The sequence below is a fragment of the Pontibacillus sp. ABV4_188 genome (assembly GCF_056311905.1).
The window spans coordinates 2,438,000-2,457,021 of sequence record NZ_CM149975.1 but is presented as its reverse complement, the minus strand read 5'-3'; the positions used below and the strand labels follow the sequence as shown (position 1 = coordinate 2,457,021).

21 protein-coding genes are annotated in these 19,022 nt (G+C 40.7%); 12 read left to right on the top strand and 9 right to left on the bottom strand.

Annotated features, from left to right (window positions below; all coding sequences use genetic code 11):
- Positions 1–111: 111 nt before the first annotated feature.
- Positions 112–534, bottom strand: coding sequence for an organic hydroperoxide resistance protein (locus ACYX4O_RS12635; protein WP_476351408.1), 423 nt, complete (start codon positions 532–534; stop codon positions 112–114).
- Between the two features lie 158 nt (positions 535–692).
- On the opposite strand from ACYX4O_RS12635, the gene ACYX4O_RS12630 reads away from it, so the two are divergent.
- From ACYX4O_RS12630 to ACYX4O_RS12595, 8 genes are all read left to right on the top strand, one after another.
- On the top strand, positions 693–1,136 hold the full coding sequence (locus ACYX4O_RS12630) for a MarR family winged helix-turn-helix transcriptional regulator (protein WP_476351406.1): 444 nt from the start codon (positions 693–695) through the stop codon (positions 1,134–1,136).
- A 272-nt stretch (positions 1,137–1,408) separates the two neighbouring features.
- Positions 1,409–1,756, top strand: a complete 348-nt coding sequence (locus ACYX4O_RS12625; protein ID WP_476351404.1) for a MerR family transcriptional regulator — start codon at positions 1,409–1,411, stop codon at positions 1,754–1,756.
- Positions 1,753–2,217 (top strand): SRPBCC family protein, encoded by a 465-nt coding sequence (locus ACYX4O_RS12620; protein ID WP_476351402.1) that lies wholly within the window; start codon positions 1,753–1,755, stop codon positions 2,215–2,217. Before ACYX4O_RS12625 ends, ACYX4O_RS12620 begins: the two co-directional genes overlap by 4 nt.
- Before the next feature lie 542 nt (positions 2,218–2,759).
- A complete protein-coding gene (gene qoxA / locus ACYX4O_RS12615) occupies positions 2,760–3,707 on the top strand; it encodes a cytochrome aa3 quinol oxidase subunit II (RefSeq protein ID WP_476351400.1) in 948 nt (315 codons plus the stop codon).
- Between the two features lie 24 nt (positions 3,708–3,731).
- A complete protein-coding gene (gene qoxB, locus ACYX4O_RS12610) occupies positions 3,732–5,675 on the top strand; it encodes a cytochrome aa3 quinol oxidase subunit I (RefSeq protein ID WP_476351398.1) in 1,944 nt (647 codons plus the stop codon).
- Position 5,676: 1 nt separating this feature from the next.
- Positions 5,677–6,282 (top strand): cytochrome aa3 quinol oxidase subunit III, encoded by a 606-nt coding sequence (gene qoxC / locus ACYX4O_RS12605; RefSeq protein WP_476351397.1) that lies wholly within the window; start codon positions 5,677–5,679, stop codon positions 6,280–6,282.
- Position 6,283: 1 nt separating this feature from the next.
- Entirely contained in the window at positions 6,284–6,667 is a 384-nt protein-coding gene (qoxD, locus tag ACYX4O_RS12600) for a cytochrome aa3 quinol oxidase subunit IV (protein WP_476351395.1), read from the top strand.
- Between the two features lie 20 nt (positions 6,668–6,687).
- The gene (locus ACYX4O_RS12595) at positions 6,688–6,894 is read left to right on the top strand and encodes a cytochrome C oxidase subunit IV family protein (protein ID WP_476351394.1); all 207 of its coding nucleotides are present in this window, start codon (positions 6,688–6,690) and stop codon (positions 6,892–6,894) included.
- A 46-nt stretch (positions 6,895–6,940) separates the two neighbouring features.
- Here the strand turns inward: ACYX4O_RS12595 and ACYX4O_RS12590 are convergent, their stop codons facing one another.
- Entirely contained in the window at positions 6,941–7,228 is a 288-nt protein-coding gene (locus tag ACYX4O_RS12590; protein WP_207527542.1) for a hypothetical protein, read from the bottom strand.
- Between the two features lie 536 nt (positions 7,229–7,764).
- Between ACYX4O_RS12590 and ACYX4O_RS12585 the strand changes: the two genes are divergently transcribed.
- On the top strand, positions 7,765–8,022 hold the full coding sequence (locus ACYX4O_RS12585; protein ID WP_476351392.1) for a YesK family protein: 258 nt from the start codon (positions 7,765–7,767) through the stop codon (positions 8,020–8,022).
- Between the two features lie 286 nt (positions 8,023–8,308).
- Here the strand turns inward: ACYX4O_RS12585 and ACYX4O_RS12580 are convergent, their stop codons facing one another.
- The 4 genes from ACYX4O_RS12580 to ACYX4O_RS12565 all read right to left on the bottom strand — a co-directional run bounded on the left by ACYX4O_RS12580 (position 8,309) and on the right by ACYX4O_RS12565 (position 12,591).
- Positions 8,309–8,644, bottom strand: a complete 336-nt coding sequence (locus tag ACYX4O_RS12580; RefSeq protein ID WP_476351390.1) for a hypothetical protein — start codon at positions 8,642–8,644, stop codon at positions 8,309–8,311.
- Between the two features lie 285 nt (positions 8,645–8,929).
- Positions 8,930–10,288: a GntP family permease gene (locus tag ACYX4O_RS12575; RefSeq protein WP_476351388.1), complete on the bottom strand. Its 1,359-nt coding sequence runs from the start codon at positions 10,286–10,288 to the stop codon at positions 8,930–8,932.
- Positions 10,289–11,416 (bottom strand): glycerate kinase, encoded by a 1,128-nt coding sequence (locus ACYX4O_RS12570; protein ID WP_476351386.1) that lies wholly within the window; start codon positions 11,414–11,416, stop codon positions 10,289–10,291.
- A gap of 110 nt (positions 11,417–11,526) precedes the next feature.
- Entirely contained in the window at positions 11,527–12,591 is a 1,065-nt protein-coding gene (locus ACYX4O_RS12565) for a CdaR family transcriptional regulator (protein WP_476351384.1), read from the bottom strand.
- 403 nt (positions 12,592–12,994) lie between these two features.
- Between ACYX4O_RS12565 and ACYX4O_RS12560 the strand changes: the two genes are divergently transcribed.
- Positions 12,995–13,492 (top strand): P-loop nucleotide/nucleoside kinase family protein, encoded by a 498-nt coding sequence (locus tag ACYX4O_RS12560; protein ID WP_476351382.1) that lies wholly within the window; start codon positions 12,995–12,997, stop codon positions 13,490–13,492.
- Between the two features lie 297 nt (positions 13,493–13,789).
- A complete protein-coding gene (gene amyS / locus ACYX4O_RS12555) occupies positions 13,790–15,325 on the top strand; it encodes an alpha-amylase (protein WP_476351380.1) in 1,536 nt (511 codons plus the stop codon).
- Between the two features lie 62 nt (positions 15,326–15,387).
- On the opposite strand, the gene ACYX4O_RS12550 is transcribed toward amyS, so the two are convergent.
- Together ACYX4O_RS12550 and ACYX4O_RS12545 are read right to left on the bottom strand one after the other, a co-directional pair.
- Positions 15,388–15,765 (bottom strand): GNAT family N-acetyltransferase, encoded by a 378-nt coding sequence (locus ACYX4O_RS12550; RefSeq protein ID WP_476351378.1) that lies wholly within the window; start codon positions 15,763–15,765, stop codon positions 15,388–15,390.
- Between the two features lie 219 nt (positions 15,766–15,984).
- Positions 15,985–16,305 carry a winged helix-turn-helix transcriptional regulator gene (locus tag ACYX4O_RS12545; RefSeq protein ID WP_476351376.1) on the bottom strand — a complete coding sequence of 107 codons (321 nt, stop codon included), beginning with the start codon at positions 16,303–16,305 and terminating at the stop codon, positions 15,985–15,987.
- Between the two features lie 538 nt (positions 16,306–16,843).
- Here ACYX4O_RS12545 and nfsB point away from each other — a divergent pair.
- A complete protein-coding gene (gene nfsB, locus ACYX4O_RS12540; RefSeq protein WP_476351375.1) occupies positions 16,844–17,497 on the top strand; it encodes an oxygen-insensitive NAD(P)H nitroreductase in 654 nt (217 codons plus the stop codon).
- Positions 17,498–17,705: 208 nt separating this feature from the next.
- Here nfsB and ACYX4O_RS12535 read toward each other — a convergent pair whose 3' ends face one another.
- Positions 17,706–18,788 (bottom strand): iron-containing alcohol dehydrogenase family protein, encoded by a 1,083-nt coding sequence (locus ACYX4O_RS12535; protein WP_476351373.1) that lies wholly within the window; start codon positions 18,786–18,788, stop codon positions 17,706–17,708.
- Positions 18,789–19,022 lie beyond the last annotated feature (234 nt).

Below are 19,022 nucleotides of genomic sequence, written 5' to 3'. Positions count from 1 at the left end.
AGGTTCTCACACTTTCTATCATGCTTTTCAAATACCAGATGACCAAATAGAAGACATACAAACTAGTTTAGTAAAAGAGCTCAGAATTCATTCTGAGCTCTTTTTTTAAAATTATCTAGCTGTCGTATTTAGTGTTACTTCTATGTTGTTTCGCGTTGCACGGGAGTAGGGGCACACTTGATGAGCCTGGTGAGTTAGTTCTTCTGCTTCTTCTTGGGAAACTCCCTTGATCTTAACATCTAATTGTACAGCTAAACCGAAGCCATCTCCTTCTTTGCCGATACTCACATTCGCAGTTATCGCAGATTCAATCGATTTCTTGGCTTTTGAAGCCACAAGTTGAAGAGCGCTATCGAAGCAAGCGGAATAACCAGCTGCAAATAGTTGTTCTGGGTTTGTTGCTCCTTCTTTTTCTTGTCCGCCAAGTGATTTAGGCATAGATAGCTCGAAATCAATCGTTCCATCACTAGAGGTTACCGTTCCTTTACGTCCACCTTGTGCTGTTGCCTGTGCTGTGTATAGAGCTTTTTCCATGATTCCATCTCCCTTTTCATTTATATTTTGTATAATTTGATTGCGCACAATTAAATTTACAACAACTTATATGGGTTGTCAAAAATAAAGCGTTTGTTTTGTTTTGTTGTCGGCGAGATGGAGATTCGCTACACTAAGTGGTAGAAGGAGAGATCTGCATGGCTGAAGATCATTTAAAATTAGAAAATCAAATCTGTTTCTCGATTTATGCAACCGCTCGAGAAGTAACGAAATTGTATAAACCCCTATTAGAGGAGCTAAACGTAACGTATCCCCAATACTTAGCACTTCTTGTCTTGTGGGAAGAAGACTGCATTACAGTGAAGGAAATGGGGCGTCGTCTATATTTAGATTCTGGCACGCTTACGCCAATGTTGAAGCGGATGGAAACAGCAGGGCTTCTATACCGTGAGAGATCAAAGCACGATGAACGTAGTGTAGTTGTATATTTAACCGAGCAAGGGAAAGAGGCTGAACAAACGGCCGACTCGATTCCGTATCAATTGCTTGATCAGTTGAATATGGATGCTGAGGAGCTGAAGCAGTTTAAAGCCTCAATGATGAAGGTATTGAATAGCGTTCATCAGAAGAATGAGTCATAAGTATTTCGGAAATCGAAGGGACGAGGGACCTGTCCCCATGGCCCATGAAAAGGAGCACCTAATCAGGGTGCTCCTCTTTCTATTTAACAGATATCGCGGGTGAATGGACTAAAAATAAACCTCTTTTTTGGCGATTATATGAAAGAATATATGTATGCTAACGATCGTTTAGTTCGTTTAACAGACAGTTCGATGTTTTTTATAATAATCAAAAGGTTGAGGTTGACTATGTAGTGCACTACATCCTTTATGATTTTAGTGAGGTGGGAGACATGTACAGGGTTGGTGAGTTTTGTAGAATGACTGGTTTGAGTAAAGAAACCTTACGTTATTACGCTCAGATCAAGCTTCTTGAACCAGTCTATATTGATCCGCGAAATAACTACAGATATTATGACAATGGCTCATACTTGGTTGCGAGGTTGTTAGTCTACTTAAGAAAGTTCGATTTCTCTATTCAAGAAATGTTAACCGTTGTGAATGACGAATCCTTTGAACACTTAGAAGATTTAATTAAAGAAAAAAGAAGAAACTTATTACAAGAGGTCCACCGCCTGCAAAAAACAATTAAGGAGATGGACGAGTTCTTTGAAATGGAAAAGGGAGATGAAGAGAAATGATAAAGTGGCATGAAGAACGAATCATCCCAGTAAACATTGAAGTGATTTGGAACTTGTTCGAAATTGAGAACCTTCAACGTATTATGCCGAATGTAATTGAAAACAAAGTGCTAGAAAGAAAAGAAGGGGTAGTGGGTACGACGTATCAACAAAAGTATAAAGAAGGAAAGCGCGTTGAAACCTATATTGTTGAAGACTTGGAGTATGAAAACACTCCTTTGAAGAAACATAATAAAATTGGTTTTACATTAGCGAAAACATTTGAAATAGAAGCCTCTTTCACATTAAGAAAGCAAAGTGAGAGTGAAACAAGATTTATTTATAAAGGACAAAACGTAGGGTTGAACTTTTTAGGAAAAACGCTGCTTAAATTAGGTGGGCAAAAAAACAACCAAAAAGTAGTCGTTGATTTCATGGATAGAGTAGAGAAAGAAGCTTTGGTCGAAAATAAGTCATCATAATTTCGATATGATGGATCATTAATAGTATACAAGTTACTTTTGGTGGCGGGGCGATGAATAGATTGTTGCTAACTTACTATTTCGTGACTCGAAGGGACAGTGAACCTGTCCCTTTGTCCCGAATTAAGAAATCTTGAAAAAGGGGAGAACTGTTATCTATTTAGCTGTTTCATTTATTTAAGGAACCTGTTTCACTTTAATAGTGAAACAGGTTTTTATTATTTTACCTGTAAATTAGACGTTCCATATTGTGCTGTTCGTAGGGAGATGTTTCGCTCCGTTTAAGAAGAGGGAAAAGCTTGGACATACGGGCCAGAACTATTATATCCAATTTTTCGTTAATTTGTTAGCAACTTCCTTGAAAGCGTGCGTCATTTGGGAATTTATTAAAAGTTCGTGAACGATATATGACAAAGTTGTGAACATGCATTCCTATTTCGTCAAAATCTGATATAATCAGTCAAGCCCTGATACGTATAACAGCTCCTAGTTTCAGAGTTTTATACTTATAATTTAACAGATTGATAGGAGGGTTAAGATTCATGAAAGCTAAACATCTCCGTAATAGATGGTTAGGTTTGCTGCCGCTCAGCTTGATTCTTTTCTTAAGCGGGTGTGGGCAGTTGGAAATGACTGTGCTCAATCCAAAAGGGCCAGTCGCTCAAAGTCAATATGACCTGATTGTATACTCCCTTTGGTTCATGCTTGGAATCATTGTTGTCGTGTTTGCTTTATTTACTTACATGATCATCAAGTACCGTGAGAACCGCCCGGGACGAAAAGAAAGTGACTATGACCCGAATTTGCATGGTAATACAACCATCGAGATCATTTGGACGATTATTCCGGTTATCATTGTCATTCTTTTATCCATCCCGACCGTTACAACATTATTCGACTTGGAGAAAGCTCCAGAACCTGCTGCAGGTGAAGAAGAGAAGGAACCACTAGTCGTTTATGCAACAACAGCGGATTGGAAATGGTTCTTCAGTTATCCTGAACAGGATATTGAAACTGTGAACTACTTACACATCCCGGCTGATCGTCCAATTGAATTCCGCTTGTCATCGGCAGATTCGATGTCAGCATTATGGATTCCAGCACTTGGCGGTCAAAAGTACAACATGGCGGGTATGATGACTACATTGTATCTAGAAGCTGATGAAGAAGGGGTATACGATGGACGTAACTCTAACTTCAATGGTGAAGGTTTCGCTGCTCAAACGTTCAAGGTATATGCCGAGAGCGAAGAAGAATTCAACGCATGGGCAGATGAAATCAGCAATGAAGCTCCAGAGCTTACAGCAGAACGCTATGATGAACTGCTAGCCCCTGGGCTTACAGACGTACAGTCCTATTCCAATACACACTTGGATTACGTGAAGCACCATACGAGAGATGGTATGGGCTATGTCGTCGAAAAATATCGTGAACAATTCAAAGAGAAGCTTCATTTATACGAAATTGAAGAACAAGAAAGCTTCCAATAGTACGTAAAGAAAGCAGGTGAAGACATGCACATAACAGATATTCTAGTCACCGGTGAACCGATCATCTATGGTGCCATGGTATCCATGGCATTAGGTGGGCTCGCTATCCTTTTCGTTCTGACATATTTCAAGAAATGGAAATGGCTGTGGCGTGAATGGTTAACATCGGTTGACCACAAGAAAATCGGTGTCATGTATATTTTAAGTGCCCTTCTCATGTTATTCCGTGGTGGGGTAGACGCCATGATGATGAGGGTGCAACTAGCATTTCCTGATTTGGGATTCTTAAATTCCCAGCACTATAACGAAATATTCACAACGCACGGAACGATCATGATTATTTTCATGGCGATGCCGTTCTTGATCGGACTCATGAACATTATCGTTCCTTTACAAATTGGAGCACGTGACTTCGCGTTCCCATATCTAAACGCCTTAAGTTTCTGGTCGTTCTTTTTCGGGATGGCGCTCTTCAACATTTCCTTCGTTATCGGAGGATCACCGGATGCAGGGTGGACAAGTTATACACCACTTTCCGGTGCGGCGATGAGCCCAGGACCAGGGCAGAACTTCTATCTTATGGGACTGCAACTATCAGGGATCGGTACCCTTGCTACAGGTATTAACTTGATGGTGACGATTCTGAAAATGCGTGCCCCAGGCATGAAGCTGTTCCATATGCCGATCTTCACATGGTCGACATTGGTTACATGTTTCATCATCGTGTTCGCATTCCCGATTTTAACAGTAGCTCTTGCACTACTTACAATTGACCGTATTTTCGGTTCTCAATTCTTTACGTTGACAGGGGAAGGCCTGCCGATGATGTGGGCGAACCTGTTCTGGATGTGGGGACACCCGGAAGTATACATTGTTATTCTTCCAGCCTTCGGTATTTTCTCCGAAGTTATTGCCACATTCGCGAAAAAACGTCTGTTTGGCTACAATGTAATGGTTTGGTCCATGATCGTCATTGCATTGCTTAGTTTCTTAGTATGGGTTCACCACTTCTTCACGATGGGTGCCGGCGCATTTGTTAACTCCGTCTTCTCTGTTTCGACGATGTTAATCGCCGTACCGACCGGAGTGAAGATATTCAACTGGCTCGCGACGTTATATAAATCGAAAATCGAGTTTACTGTACCGATGCTTTGGTCACTGGCCTTCATCCCAAGTTTCATTCTTGGTGGTGTGACAGGTGTTATGCTCGGTATGGCAGCGGCGGACTATCAGTTCCATAACTCGTACTTCCTAATCGCACACTTCCACTACGTGCTGATTGCAGGTACTGTATTCGCCTGCTTCGCAGGTCTTGTATTCTGGTATCCGAAAATGTTCGGTCACAAGATGAACGAACGTTTGGGTAGATGGGCATTCTGGTTGTTCTTCTTCGGCTTCCATGTGTGCTTCTTCCCACAATATTTCCTAGGCCTTGACGGAATGCCGCGTCGTTTATTCATCACAAACGTTGCCGAGTGGCTTCCGTTGAACGTTATTTCAACTGTTGGTGCAGCTGGGATGGCTCTTGGTTTCGTAGTGTTCGTTTACAACGTTTACTACAGCTTCCGTTACAGCGAGCGCGAAACAACAGGTGACTCTTGGAACGGGAACGGTCGTACCCTTGAATGGGCGACGACGACACCAGTTCCTTATTACAACTTCGCAACGGTTCCATATGTTGATGAAATCGATCCATATATCCGTATGAAAGAAGAAGGCAAAACAACGTTTGAAGAAGACGAAGTGAAGCCGATCCACATGCCTAGTTACACAGGACAGCCGTTCATCTTTATGGCTTTACTTGGGCTTGCCAGCTTCGGTCTTATCTTTGAGTGGATGTATCTAGCTGTCTTTGGTTTAATCGGTGGAGTAGTTATGATGATCCGTCGTTCCTTCGATTATGACGATGGTTACTATGTATCGGTTGAAGAGATTAAAGAGACAGAGAAAAAAGCGAGGGGGTTATAATATGGCTGCGGAAGAACTGAAAACAGGTCCTTTAGAATACCGCACAAAAGAAGGTCAAATGGGCATCATGGGCTTCTGGATTTTCCTTGGAGCCGAAGTTGTCCTCTTCGCAACCCTTTTCGCGACGTATGCTGTATTGTTCGGTCGTACAGCTGATGCACCACTGCCAAGCGAATTGTTTGAGCCAGGCATCGTTCTTATTATGACCTTCCTGCTTTTAACGAGTAGTTTTACGTGTGGACTTGCGATTCATGAAATGAGAAGAGGATCGGTCAAGGGACTGATGTTCTGGATGGCTATTACGCTAGCACTTGGTCTTGGATTCCTTGGATTTGAGATTTACGAATTCGTTCACTACACTCATGAAGGAGCAACGCTTCAGTCCAGTGCTTTCTGGTCAGCATTCTTTGTTCTTGCCGGAACGCACGGACTGCACGTGACGCTTGGTATTGGCTGGGCGATCTTGCTTTTAATCCAAATCAAGCAGCGCGGCCTAACGAACGTGACTAGCCGTAAGTTCTTTGTTATCAGCTTATACTGGCACTTCCTTGATGTCATTTGGATTTTCATCTTCACGAGTGTCTATCTGATAGGGATGGTGATTTAATATGGCTGAATCGAAAAAACGCGTACCAATGAATCACGTCATTGGCTTTATCTTGTCACTTGTTATGACACTGGTTGCCGCATGGGCAGCGATTCAATCTGACTTGCCTGTCACATGGGTAATCATTGGTATCATGATTCTTGCCTTGTTGCAAGCAGGCGTTCAATTATTCATGTTCATGCACGTTACGGAAGCTTCAAGCGGAAATGGGCATGTACCATGGAACATGATGTTCCACGGTTTTGCACTTGCTGGAATTCTTGTAGCGGGCTCCCTTTTCGTAATGTCCTTTGGGCATGACCATGGTGACCATGGAGATATGGGCGACATGGGTGATATGGAACAACACGAAGAGCAGCATTCAGAAGACCATAGCGGTCACTAAAACAAATGGGGGTTATCAGGATGGAACAAAAGCAAAACATGCCAATGGAGGCCGGATGGCCCTGGAAAGATTTGATTGGGTTTATACTTTGTATACTGTTGACGGCTTTTTCATTAGGCGGAGCGCTCTATTCCTCCTATGACCTTAAATTTGTCTTATATATTCTGACCGGCTTAAGTTTTGCACAGGCAATGATTCAACTGTACAAACTACAACCACGGGATTAAAAAAACGCGTCTTTCCTGATATCAGGAAAGGCGCGTTTCTTTTTATTTACCTGAGCTGATCTTTCGTTAAGCTCTCTTTGTATCCAGGGCTTGATTTTACGGTCGCTACCATGAACATCACCCAAGCCACATGGGCACCGATTAAACCGAGGTAGAACATAGCCCCTGTGATGGAGAATAATCCAGGATCTGTGTACATCGTCACTTGGAAGAAGTACAACCACATGCCGATAAGTAGTACTGACTGTGCTACAGCAAATGCCATTTTTTTCGTTTGTAAGAATAGAAATGGAGCTATTGTCGCCAAGAGCAAGAACATAACGGTCGCACCCATGAAAATCATCTCCTTATTCATGTTTCATTAATGTAAACGTTTTCTTTGACTATATTGTAACAGAAAATTCATACTTTGGACACAAAATGTTCATAATTGGGCTAACAATTTTAGAATTTCCTTTTTCAGGCTTGTTTAAACGGTTTTTTTGACTCTTTTAATGCTTAAAGTTGTTAGTCCTAGCAAATATGTTTCTTGACTAGTAATGCAAAGGGACAATGAATTAGCCCTGTAGGAACTTCATTTAAGTTCCTGATGAACGCGATGATCAGACATCGCGTTTTTCTTATGAAAAAAGTTATTGTAAGATTTGTGGTGTTTTTGAAATAATTGGTGTTAAATAAAAGGAGCGAATTAATCGAAGAGCGTTGTTTAACTTGTACTAAACAATGAGGCTATATTGAGAGTATTTTTGTTCGTGACAAGTAAACAGAATGAGTGACGCAACGAATAAATGCTTTGACAATTTTATGCGGGGGTACTTATGAAAACTCACTATTATTTAGGTTGGTTTAACAATTTAGAGGAGGAGTCAAATGTCTTATTTGTTAATAACGGCTATTATTACCGTTATTTTAATTTGTGCCTCTTTGTTATTCAAAAAAAATAAATCACAAATTCAATATATACTATCACCACTACTCATGCTGTTAAGTTTTCTTTTATTGCTGATAAGTTTCCTTGTGGGTAGATGGGGAGGATTAGGGATAGGAGCTATAAGTTTTTCAGTTTTGATTGCTTCCATAATCACTTCTCTCGTTATGGGGATATTAGTTTTTTTGACAAGAAAATAAGGATCCACACAAATGGTTTTGGTCATAAGGGGCATTTTTTCAACAAGGTGCATCTATAAACTAATAGGTGCGATTGTTTATTACGTCTTTTGTAGATGATAAACGTTGTTACTTGTGTGGTGAGGAGTGATGAGGGAATTTATTGCGCCGGAAGCTTCTTTCTATTGGAGTTAAAGGGGTGTATTTTTCTGAAGAATAAAGGCAAATTCAACTTGAATAAATTCCCTACCAATGGAATCGTGGAAGGGAATTTATTTTAAATTACTTGTTTTCACATCCAATTTAATTAGTAAAAGTTCCAATCATCAATATCGGGAATGTAAATAGGATTAATCCCTTTATTGTGCAAATCCCCATTAACGTCGTTTTCAAATTCACTATAATTTGGGATTTCCACATCTGTAAATCCATCAGGAGAACGAGCATATGAGTTTATTTCATATTCCCCTTTCGTTTCATCCCAGGTAAATTCGACCGTAACATTAATTCTATAGCTTTTCATCCCCTCATCGCCATACGACTCATTTTCATATTCATATTTAAGTTCGAAATAATCAGGAGGCTCATGATCTCCTCCATTACTCTGATTGAAAGAACCAAGGATTTTATCTAAAAAGCCCATAATTTTTCCCTCCCTTCAATGTAATAGTTACTCTAAAATATGAGAGAATCCTTTTTTTATTCCGAAATATAGTTTGTTAATTAAAGGTATTAAATTTAGGTTTATATGGTTGCTGTCTTTTTTTGAATGTTCTCACCTAGTCCCTTTAATAGTCGGTGTGTTTAAAGTTTGGTTGAATAACACAATTAAAAAAGGAAGCTTGGTTGTTTTATAACCCAAGCTTCCTTTTTACTTCATATTCCTTTATCTAAACTATTTCCAATTCTATGTGCTCCTTTTTAAGCTTTATACAAATATTAACCACAAAACCGAGGTCACAACAATAGCTGTTAGTCCTTGAATCAACGTTCCCATTGTCTGAGCTTTATACGCTTGCGTAATGGAAAGACCACTGAATTCTTTCACGACCCAGAAGTAGCTGTCGTTCACGTGTGATACAACCATTGCACCAGCGCCAACGGACATGACCATAAGAGCTAATGGCACCGCGCCTTCAATACCAACTTCAGTCAAAAGCGGAGCGATTAGCGTGGATGTAATAACAATTGCTGCTGTTGATGATCCTTGAGCACTCTTTAGAGCGGCAGCAATAGCGAACGGTACAAAGATAAATAGGGCACCAGTTGCCAGATCATTGTTTGCTACGCCTTTAATAAGATCGGCAATACTTGTAGCTTTAATGACAGAGCCGAATGCACCACCTGCACCTGTAATTAGTAAGATGGGTGCGGCTTCTTTAATCCCTTCACCGACCCATTTCGTAAGCGTTTCTTCACTTAACTCATCAACAAGGGTAAATGATAGAATTGTACCAACGAGCAGGGCTACTATAGGTGAGCCTAAGAATAGGAAGAATGAGAATAGAGCGCCTTCCCAGCCTGCGAAGGTAATAACTGAACTAAAACCTATAAGAAGGATCGGAACTAAGATCGGCGCAAATGCTTTCTTTGCTGAAGGCATATTACCGAAGCTTTCAATAACCGTATCATATTCAACAGTCGCTGCCGTTTCATCTTCTTCTATGTGTATCTTAGTACCGGCTTTCATGGCCCACAGATATCCAGCTAAAATCGTCGGGATCGCTACAATTACGCCAAACAGAATCACTGTTCCTAAATAATCCTCAGCTCCGATATTCCCTGCGGCTGCAATCGGGCCTGGAGTAGGGGGAACAAGGGTGTGCGTGGCGAATAGGCCTGTGGATAATGCAATCGCCATTGAGGCAACGGTCACATTGGTTTTATTTGCAAGCGCTTTCTTAAGTGACGATAAAATAACGTATCCTGAGTCACAAAAGACTGGGATACTAACAATGCTTCCGATTGCGCTCATCGCAAGTTGAGGTCGTTTCTCACCTACAAGCCTGAGGACAACCTCAGCCATTTTTAAAGCCCCACCTGACTTCTCAAGAAAAACGCCAATAATCGTTCCAAATACAATGACAAGTCCAATTCCACCCATCAATCCGCCAAAACCACCATTCACAGCCGACACCACGTCATTCATCGGCATGCCAGAAGCAAGCCCAATTCCAAAGGCTGCTACCAGTAATGAAAGAAATGGGTGAATCTTGAATTTGGCCGTGGCCAGAATAACAAAGAGAACGCCAGCTAAAATAATAAATATAAGTCCAATTCCGTCCATTTACCGTTCACTCCTTTCTACTATGTGCCCCCAAAGTCGGGCAATTTCGACGCTCGTGTTATAGAGATAATCTGAAGCAAAGGTCATACAATCGCCCAAGCTAATGATGCTTGGCACAATGGAGAAGCTACTCATAAACTTGCTCCGCAGTTGATCACGATCTCCTTCAATACTTCCAGACAACAGAAGCGTCGGTACCCCGTACTCCGCGCCTAAATCAGCAACAAAAGCAGGCGCTTTTCCATGGAGCGTTTGTTCGTCAGATTTTCCTTCACCAGTAATGAGAAGGTCAGCATCCTTGATGGATTCCTCAAGTTCGATCGCTTCTGACACAAGACTAGCTCCTGATTCAAGGTCACCACCTAATGTTAGAAACGCAAAGCCTAGGCCTCCAGCAGCTCCAGCGCCCGGTGTGTCCATATTGCCTTCATCTAAAAGACGTCCCCACTTATCGAGGGCCTTATCTAACAGGTTTGTTTGTCTTTTTGAGGCTCCTTTTTGAGGGCCATAAACATGACTTGCTCCATTTGATCCTGTAAGAGGGTTGGAAACGTCACATGCAATTTTGAACGTACACTCACTTAGACGAGAATCTAGCGTACTCTTATTGACGGAGTCGACGTTGTAAAGATCTTTACCAACTGACCCAACCGTATTTCCTTGCTTGTCGTGAACGTGAAGGCCTAATGCTTGCAAGATACCAAGTCCACCGTCATTGGTAGAACTTCCGCCAAGGGCAATCATGAATGTGCGATAGCCATGATCTAGTGCATCAAGAATCGCTTCGCCTAGTCCATAACTTGTTGTCCTCTCAGGGTTTCGTTGGTCAGTTGGGACTAAGGTAAGACCAAGAACGCTAGCTGCCTCGATTACGACCGTACCGTCTCCAAGAATTAAGTAACTTGAGTCGATTTGATCACCGAGAGGTCCAGTTAAACGAATCGACTGACGCTTATGATCTGTCGCAGCCAGAAGCGCATCAAGCGTCCCCTCGCCACCGTCTGCCATAGGCTTTTGAATAACCGTAAGCTCTGGGTGCACGTCTTTAAAAGCACGAGCGATATGCTCGGCCACTTCGCTTGATTCGAGACTTCCTTTGTATGAATCGGGTGCGATGACAATCTTCATATCTATTCCTCCAATCGTGTCTTCTTTTTTGCCTTAGTTCTATTAGAACGTATAAAGAGGGGAGGGCACAATTGACAACGTTCACAAAAATGTCAGAAAAGTGAATCCGCTTACTTGTGCATCTGCACAAATGATTCGTGTACTAGCAAAATCGTAAGCAGTGCGGCTTCTTTAAAGTTTCTCGGATCGAGCCCTACTTTAAGCCGTATTTGGTCTAAGCGGTAGATTAACGTGTTTCGGTGAATATGTAAGGATTTCGCTGTTTCTGTCATGCGCAAGTTATGTCGGAAGAGTTCCTGTAAAGTACCTACATAGATGGGTTCTAACGTCGCTAATCGTTTCCCGTGCACAGATAAGGTTTGTTCATAGATTTCCTTATCAATGGTATGTATAAGTCGTTCTAAATATAGATCCGCACTATAAGATACCGGCGTATCTCCAAGTGCGATTGCATCTCTTGCTTGCCGGAAAGAAGTTCGTATCCCTTTCACACTATACTGGGGTTCACCTACGCCGATCGTATAGCCTGAAGGTTCAAGGGAGAATCGTCCATCAGACGAAAAAGGAACAATACATACGATATAGGACTGATAAGGAAGCACTACGAGCGGGTTAAAGGGTTCTACAATTTCCTTGATACGCTCAAGTTGGTCATAGGGATTAGTAGATTGAAAGGCAATCACTTGCCACGTTTCGGATAAGTGAACACGAAACGTATTCTCAGCTTCTTGTAATAACGCCTCATCTTGCTCAGCTGAATTCTCTAAGATCTTGTTCAACCACTGAATCCATTGTCGCTCTTCATAAAACGCTTGCCGTTGCAAATAAATTTGATCAAGTGTAATCTCAACAGACCCCTGTGTCATCCCGGCAGCCTGTATCACATCATCTGGATGTCCAGTTAGTCCAACAACGCCAGTTAATTTTCCACGGTGGAAGACAGGGAGATTCACACCAGCTTGCGTGTTCTTGTAGTGTTGTAAGTCATTTGGATAGATCGTGCACGGCCCCTGGGTGCTGACGACTTGTTTCGCTCCCTCGTGGAGGTGGTGAACGCGTTTTTTATTAGTACTGGCGATAATAATGCCTTTTGGATTCATGAGATTAATAGGGACATCAATATAGGTGGATAAGCGATCAATGATTTCCTGTCCTAGGGATTCGGTTAGGTTCATGGGTGTCACCTCGGGTTTTCTTTACAGTATAGCATTGTGGTCAATGGGGGGAGGAGGGGGACTATGAAGGACGAGAATCGTTCCTAGGCTTATTACGTCTGTTCAGAAGCAGGCTTTTATTGGTGCAGAAAGATGTATGAAAAGAAATCATCCATAACGCTGAGAAATTAAATCTGAAAATAAATGAAGGGTAGCTAAGAACATTTATTTCTACCCCTTGAAAGGTTAGAATTGAATTACAAACTAGAAGAGAAGTTTTGGAGGAAGAAAAGATAACTTTTATACATCCGAGGTTGGCGATCGCTCCTTATATCTCTTATGTAGAATGAGTTCATCTTAACGATGGGACAAGGTACCTGTCCCCTTGGTTCAACTGATAAATAAGCAATGGAGGTTAGAGAATATGAAGCAATCAGGAACGCTATTCTTTGTCTGTGGAAAAATGGGCGCAGGCAAATCTACTAAATCTAAACAACTGGCTATTGATAACAATGCAGTATTGTTGTCTGAAGATGAGTGGCTGTCATCTCTTTATCCAGAACAGATCGCAACATTTGAAGATTATCTAAAATACTCTACGCAGATCAAACCGTTGGTAAAAAAGCATGTTCAAAACATATTAAGTGTCGGTACAGATGTAGTAATGGATTTCCCAGCTAACACTCAAAAACTGCGAAGGTGGTTCTTGGATATAGCATCAGGGGTTAATGCAAATCATCAACTCATTTACTTAAATCTAACCAACGAACAATGCTTACGCCAAATTGCGCAAAGACGTCACGAACAACCCGAAAGAGCGGCTTTTGACACAGAAGAGGTGTTTATTCAAGTTACTAAATACTTTGAAGCGCCAAGTACATCCGAGGGCTTAAATATTGTGGAGTATAATGGAGGATTGTAAGAACAGAATAATGTACCCTCGCTAATGGATTTGAGCAGCAGGGAAAGGGTTGATTCGGAAGCGGTTTTTTTATTACTTAAAGGTTAAGGACAGGAAGAGAGAATAGTGAACAGTGACCTTTTACCCGTGATTTTTTAGTGAAGGTCACTGCTCTCAATTTTACTGGACACCAACTATGTAAAGGAAGTCCCTTTTCTAGTGTTAAATTGAACGAATTAACAGGTTTTACCCCATATTCTTCTATAGTTATGCTAAAATTTTGTGTAAGCGTTTGCATTAAATGGGGAGGGGATATATATGAAGGTCTTTAAGAACGTACTTATTTCTATACTGGTATTTATGGTGATGGCAACGCCAATGGGTTCGAATGAAATTAGCGCTGCTACAAATGGAACGATGATGCAGTATTTTGAATGGTACTTGCCTAACGATGGGACACATTGGACTGATCTAAAGAACGATGCAACTCATTTGAGTGATATGGGGATTACGGCTGTGTGGATTCCTCCAGCGTATAAAGGGACTTCTCAATCAGATGTGGGGTACGGAGCGTATGATTTATACGATCTTGGAGAATTTGATCAAAAGGGCACTGTCCGTACTAAGTATGGAACAAAAGAAGAGTTGCAAACTGCCATTAACTCTCTCCATCAAAATGGAGTGGATGTGTATGGGGACGTAGTCATGAATCATAAAGGCGGGGCCGATTATACGGAAACGGTCACAGCGGTTGAAGTAGATGGTGGTAATCGCAATAATGAGGTTTCCGGGGAATATGAAATTGAAGCATGGACAGGTTTTAATTTTCCGGGCCGTAACGATCAATATTCAAGCTTTGATTGGCAATGGTACTATTTTGATGGGACGGATTGGGATCAGTCTAGGAGTCTTAGTCGAATTTATAAGTTTCGTGGATCAGGAAAAGCTTGGGACTGGGAAGTGTCTTCAGAAAATGGGAATTACGATTACCTCATGTTTGCTGATATTGATTACGGCCATCCCGATGTTGTCAATGAAATGAAGTCCTGGGGAACGTGGTATGCGAATGAGTTAAATCTCGACGGGTTTCGTTTAGATGCAGTTAAGCATATTAAACATTCTTTCTTGAGAGATTGGGTGAGGAGCGTCCGTTCGAATACTGGTGAAGAAATGTTTACTGTAGCGGAGTATTGGCAAAATGACCTAACAGCTATTCAAAATTACTTATCAAAGACGGAATACACTCATTCCGCATTCGATGCACCTCTTCACTACAACTTTCATGAGGCTTCAAGTAGTGGAGGATATTTTGATATGAGGAATATTTTAAATGGAACCTTAGTTTCTACAAATCCAACAAAAGCTGTTACATTAGTAGAAAACCACGACTCTCAGCCTGGTCAATCATTAGAATCAGTTGTACAACCTTGGTTCAAACCTCTTGCCTATGCTTTTATTCTTACTAGATCACAAGGGTATCCTTCAGTGTTTTATGGAGACTATTACGGAACAAATGGGACAACTTCTTATGAAATCCCTTCTCTGAAGAAAGAGATCGATCCACTTCTTGAAGCGCGGAAAGAATATGCATATGGTACACAACATGATTATATTAACCACCAGGATATAATCGGTTGGACTCGAGAAGGGAACAGTGACCACTCTAATTCAGGACTTGCAACCTTGATTACAGACGGATCAGGGGGGAGTAAGTGGATGTATGTTGGAAAACAAAACGCCGGAGAACAATGGAGGGACATCACAGGCAATCGTTCAGATATCGTTACAATCAATCAGGATGGTTGGGGGAATTTCTATGTCAATGGTGGATCTGTTTCTGTGTATACTCAGTAGAACCAGAGGGACGGGTATCTTGCTTTGCCAATGTACCAATGGACCCGTCCCCATGATTCACACTATAGCTCTTTCTCCAGAATGATAGTATTCATTCCTTTTTCGTCCGTATAAGTGCTCTTCACATCAAATCCATTTTTCAGATTAAGGATCAGCATCTCTTTCCATTTGTTTAATGTCTTAGTTTGGACCGTTTTATATCCTTTTGTCATTACATACTCATATTGTCTATTTAGTAACTCCGATGCTATTTCTTGATTTCTATATTTAGGATTAACCCCACCTAACCAACTGTAAAAGGTTTCATCATTCAACTCGTAACCCATTTTGTAACCAACAATTTCTTCGTTGGTATCCATAGCAATAATGGTTAACAGCTTAGGCTTACTTTCCATTTTCGGAGTCAAATCAATATCATCGTTAAATATTTTTGCATGCAACTTGTTCAATTCTGTTATAACCCTTTCATTAGGTAATGAAGAGTACATATAGTAATTACGCTCCAAATGGTTCACTCCTATCATTTGCTCATCAAAAAAACAGGGCTTTCCCAATAATGGGAGGCCCTGCTTTTTAGCATATCGTTTACCCTCTGACGTAAATGCAATAGTACGTCACCTGTTTAAATTGATTATATCCGTGCTAACAGGGTAAGCCTTTTATTGGCTGTGTTCAACTTCAGCATAATTATATCTTGCATTATATTCTTCTCCCCATTCAGCTAAATCGGTAATAATTGGAGAAAGTTGAATTCCCATATCCGTGAGACTATATTCAACTCTAGGTGGCACTTCATCGTAATCTTTCCGATTGATTAAATGGCGCTCTTCTAGTTCTCGAAGTTGTCGAGATAGAACTCGCTCATTTATGCTAGGTATTTTGCGCTTGAATTGTCCGAATCGCATTGTACCTTCTCGAACTAAATGATGCATAATAAGCGTTTTCCATTTACCTCCAATAAGATCTAGCGTTAATTCCACATTGCAGTGAAACGACTTCCTATCCTTTATCAATTCTTTTCACCTCTTATCTATTATAGATCAATAATTGAATAAGCAAACTTATATAGAAGACAAGAATAAATATGAATTCCTACGTGATTGATTTATAACGAATGTGTATTATAAGCGGTATTGTCACGTTTTATAATAGTATAGGGAAAATAAATATTGTGCAAGTTAACTCATTACTTATAGTTAATGGGCGTGTATGGATTTCAATATTCGTTTCGTACTTTTTTGTCTGTACGGCTAATAATGTCAGTACTTGTTCCGCCTTCTAAGGGACTATATACTAATGCTGTAAGTTAAGCGGCCTTCATTGTTTAGTGCGATTTAGTCTCTACCAACATTTTGTGGTGATATAAGGGAACCATAGGGATACTCTAAATAAGATAAGTTAGCAAAACTTGTGGCCCAAAGCCAGCTAAAGAGTACTTGGAGAAGGTGGACAAGGGTTCATCCCTTTCTATCGATGGAGGTCTTCAAAAAAATTCTTGAGCAAAAGGAGATCGTATAAATGGACGTAATCAGTGCATTAAATTATAGATATTCAACAAAAGAGTTCGATCCGACAAAAGAAATTTCCGGCAATGATTTAGAGAAAATTGAAACGATGCTACAATTAGCTCCTTCATCTACTAACGTACAACCCTGGCATTTTATTTTAGCCACAACAGAAGAAGGAAAGAAACGCGTGGCTAGTGCAGCTCAAGGAGACTTCAGTTTCAATGAGCCTAAGATCTTAGATGCATCAGCTGTTGTTGTCTTCGCTACAAAGACAGAAATATCAGATGATTTCTTACAACATTTAGCTGATAAAGAGGATCAAGACGGGCGGTTTGCAGAAGAGAAGTTTAAACAAGGTACGCATGCTGCACGAAAAATGTTTGTGGATCTTCACAAATACGATTTCAAAGATCTTCAACATTGGTCGGAAAAACAAGTTTATTTAAATGTTGGTAGTTTCCTGCTTGGTGTAGCAGAAATGGGAATTGACTCTGTACCTATGGAAGGATTAGATATGAAGGCTTTAGATAATGAATTTAACCTTCGTGAAAAAGGATTTACATCTTGTGTGGTTGTGTCATTAGGTTACCGTGCTTCAACAGACTTTAATGCATCCCTGCCGAAATCAAGACTCGATAAATCAGAAATCATTGAAAAAGTGTAATATCAAATATAAAAGAGAGAGGTAGAAAGTTCTACTACTTCCTTTAGTTAAAGAACCCCGCTAGTGCTAAGCGGGGTTCTTTGTACATTCACTCATACACATTTTTACCTAGATGAACGCGCAAGTTGTTTTTAGTAGCCACACTGATTTGCACAAGCTTGATAGGAGTGATTCTTATATTAAGAATAATAATCCCTTTTCTTTTGGTTCATGATCTATTAACTAATACATTCTCCAAATACTTCATTGCCTTCACGACCTCCTCTTCACTGAAGGAGGAAATCAACTGCAACGTTTCTTCCGGTTTCACGGCATGAGAAGCAACTGTTTTTATAGCTTGCTCTTTGTTTTCAACGATGTTCAATCCCTTTAAATTCGAAGGAAATCCAAGGTCTTGATAGAAAGGGAGAAGGTCTTTCACTTCTTCTGATTTCCCTTCTAGAACGAGCTGGACGAGTATCCCGTAAGCGACTTTGTAACCATGTAAAACCGTGTGAGTTTCATCAATAAAGCTCAATCCATTATGAATGGCGTGAGCTCCTGCGGTTCTGCCGTACTTTCCTCCATAACCTCCAACTGTGCCGGATAATGAGATGATGGCTTCTACTACGTTTTTAAATGATGGGCTTATTGTAGACGATTCCATACTTTCGATGGCTGCTCGACTTTCGTCTAACAGAATATCTTTTATGTAGGATGCATGGTCTAGTGCTACTTTCACCATAATGGACAAGTCTTCGTGTTGATCGTTGTGGATAATCGGTTCTGCTTCATACCATTTTGCGAGTGAATCACTAATCCCGCTTTTGACATATTCCAATGGGGAAGAGAGTAGAAAGGTAGGGTCGACTAGAGCCACGTGAATGGTACGGGTGTGGTAATCAACACGCACATAGGCACCCGTGTCGTCATACATCACACTTAATGGAGTAGCGGCTGCGCAAGTTCCGGCAACAGTTGGAACGGTAATAACTTCAACTTCTAAATGATCTGCAACCGATTTGGCTGTATCAAGTATAACGCCACCTCCAATTCCAATAATCACATCAGATTCACCAGCAAACTCAGAGATCGAACGGACTGCTTCATCTGAACAATATCCATCATGCTGGTAGACCTTCACACCTGTAGGGACCTCTCCGTAGTTTTGAAAAGCTTCGAACGATTTATATCCTGTGATGACTACCGGAGAATGAAACGGTTTTGTAAAAGTAGAAATATCTTTAAAAATGCCTTCTTCACAAATATATTGATTCGGTCCACTTCTTACAATTTCATCTGGGTTTACCATTCAACACACTCCTTCACATATATTAATCCTATTTTGAATCACACTAAATTAATTCGTAATCGAATTGCTACTTCTATATTTCGTAGATTATCTTAAAGATATGACAATATCGTACCATTTTTTATTAAAGTTTAGAATAATCAAAAAATAGAATTTATTAAATTTTAATAGATCATACTTGGTTGAGAAGGGCCTGGGAAAATGCCAGGTTTTTTTTAATTATAGTGGTATCTT

Bases quoted from the DNA above. Each gene is read 5' to 3' on its own strand.
- qoxA (WP_476351400.1), top strand. From the start codon at position 2,760: ATGAAAGCTAAACATCTCCGTAATAGATGGTTAGGTTTGCTGCCGCTC.
- ACYX4O_RS12575 (WP_476351388.1), bottom strand. From the start codon at position 10,288: ATGGACGGAATTGGACTTATATTTATTATTTTAGCTGGCGTTCTCTTT.
- amyS (WP_476351380.1), top strand. From the start codon at position 13,790: ATGAAGGTCTTTAAGAACGTACTTATTTCTATACTGGTATTTATGGTG.
- ACYX4O_RS12590 (WP_207527542.1), bottom strand. From the start codon at position 7,228: ATGGGTGCGACCGTTATGTTCTTGCTCTTGGCGACAATAGCTCCATTT.
- ACYX4O_RS12535 (WP_476351373.1), bottom strand. From the start codon at position 18,788: ATGGTAAACCCAGATGAAATTGTAAGAAGTGGACCGAATCAATATATT.
- ACYX4O_RS12565 (WP_476351384.1), bottom strand. From the start codon at position 12,591: ATGAACCTAACCGAATCCCTAGGACAGGAAATCATTGATCGCTTATCC.
- ACYX4O_RS12635 (WP_476351408.1), bottom strand. From the start codon at position 534: ATGGAAAAAGCTCTATACACAGCACAGGCAACAGCACAAGGTGGACGT.
- nfsB (WP_476351375.1), top strand. From the start codon at position 16,844: ATGGACGTAATCAGTGCATTAAATTATAGATATTCAACAAAAGAGTTC.
- qoxC (WP_476351397.1), top strand. From the start codon at position 5,677: ATGGCTGCGGAAGAACTGAAAACAGGTCCTTTAGAATACCGCACAAAA.
- ACYX4O_RS12620 (WP_476351402.1), top strand. From the start codon at position 1,753: ATGATAAAGTGGCATGAAGAACGAATCATCCCAGTAAACATTGAAGTG.
- ACYX4O_RS12595 (WP_476351394.1), top strand. From the start codon at position 6,688: ATGGAACAAAAGCAAAACATGCCAATGGAGGCCGGATGGCCCTGGAAA.
- ACYX4O_RS12630 (WP_476351406.1), top strand. From the start codon at position 693: ATGGCTGAAGATCATTTAAAATTAGAAAATCAAATCTGTTTCTCGATT.
- qoxB (WP_476351398.1), top strand. From the start codon at position 3,732: ATGCACATAACAGATATTCTAGTCACCGGTGAACCGATCATCTATGGT.
- qoxD (WP_476351395.1), top strand. From the start codon at position 6,284: ATGGCTGAATCGAAAAAACGCGTACCAATGAATCACGTCATTGGCTTT.
- ACYX4O_RS12585 (WP_476351392.1), top strand. From the start codon at position 7,765: ATGTCTTATTTGTTAATAACGGCTATTATTACCGTTATTTTAATTTGT.
- ACYX4O_RS12570 (WP_476351386.1), bottom strand. From the start codon at position 11,416: ATGAAGATTGTCATCGCACCCGATTCATACAAAGGAAGTCTCGAATCA.
- ACYX4O_RS12625 (WP_476351404.1), top strand. From the start codon at position 1,409: ATGTACAGGGTTGGTGAGTTTTGTAGAATGACTGGTTTGAGTAAAGAA.
- ACYX4O_RS12560 (WP_476351382.1), top strand. From the start codon at position 12,995: ATGAAGCAATCAGGAACGCTATTCTTTGTCTGTGGAAAAATGGGCGCA.
- ACYX4O_RS12580 (WP_476351390.1), bottom strand. From the start codon at position 8,644: ATGGGCTTTTTAGATAAAATCCTTGGTTCTTTCAATCAGAGTAATGGA.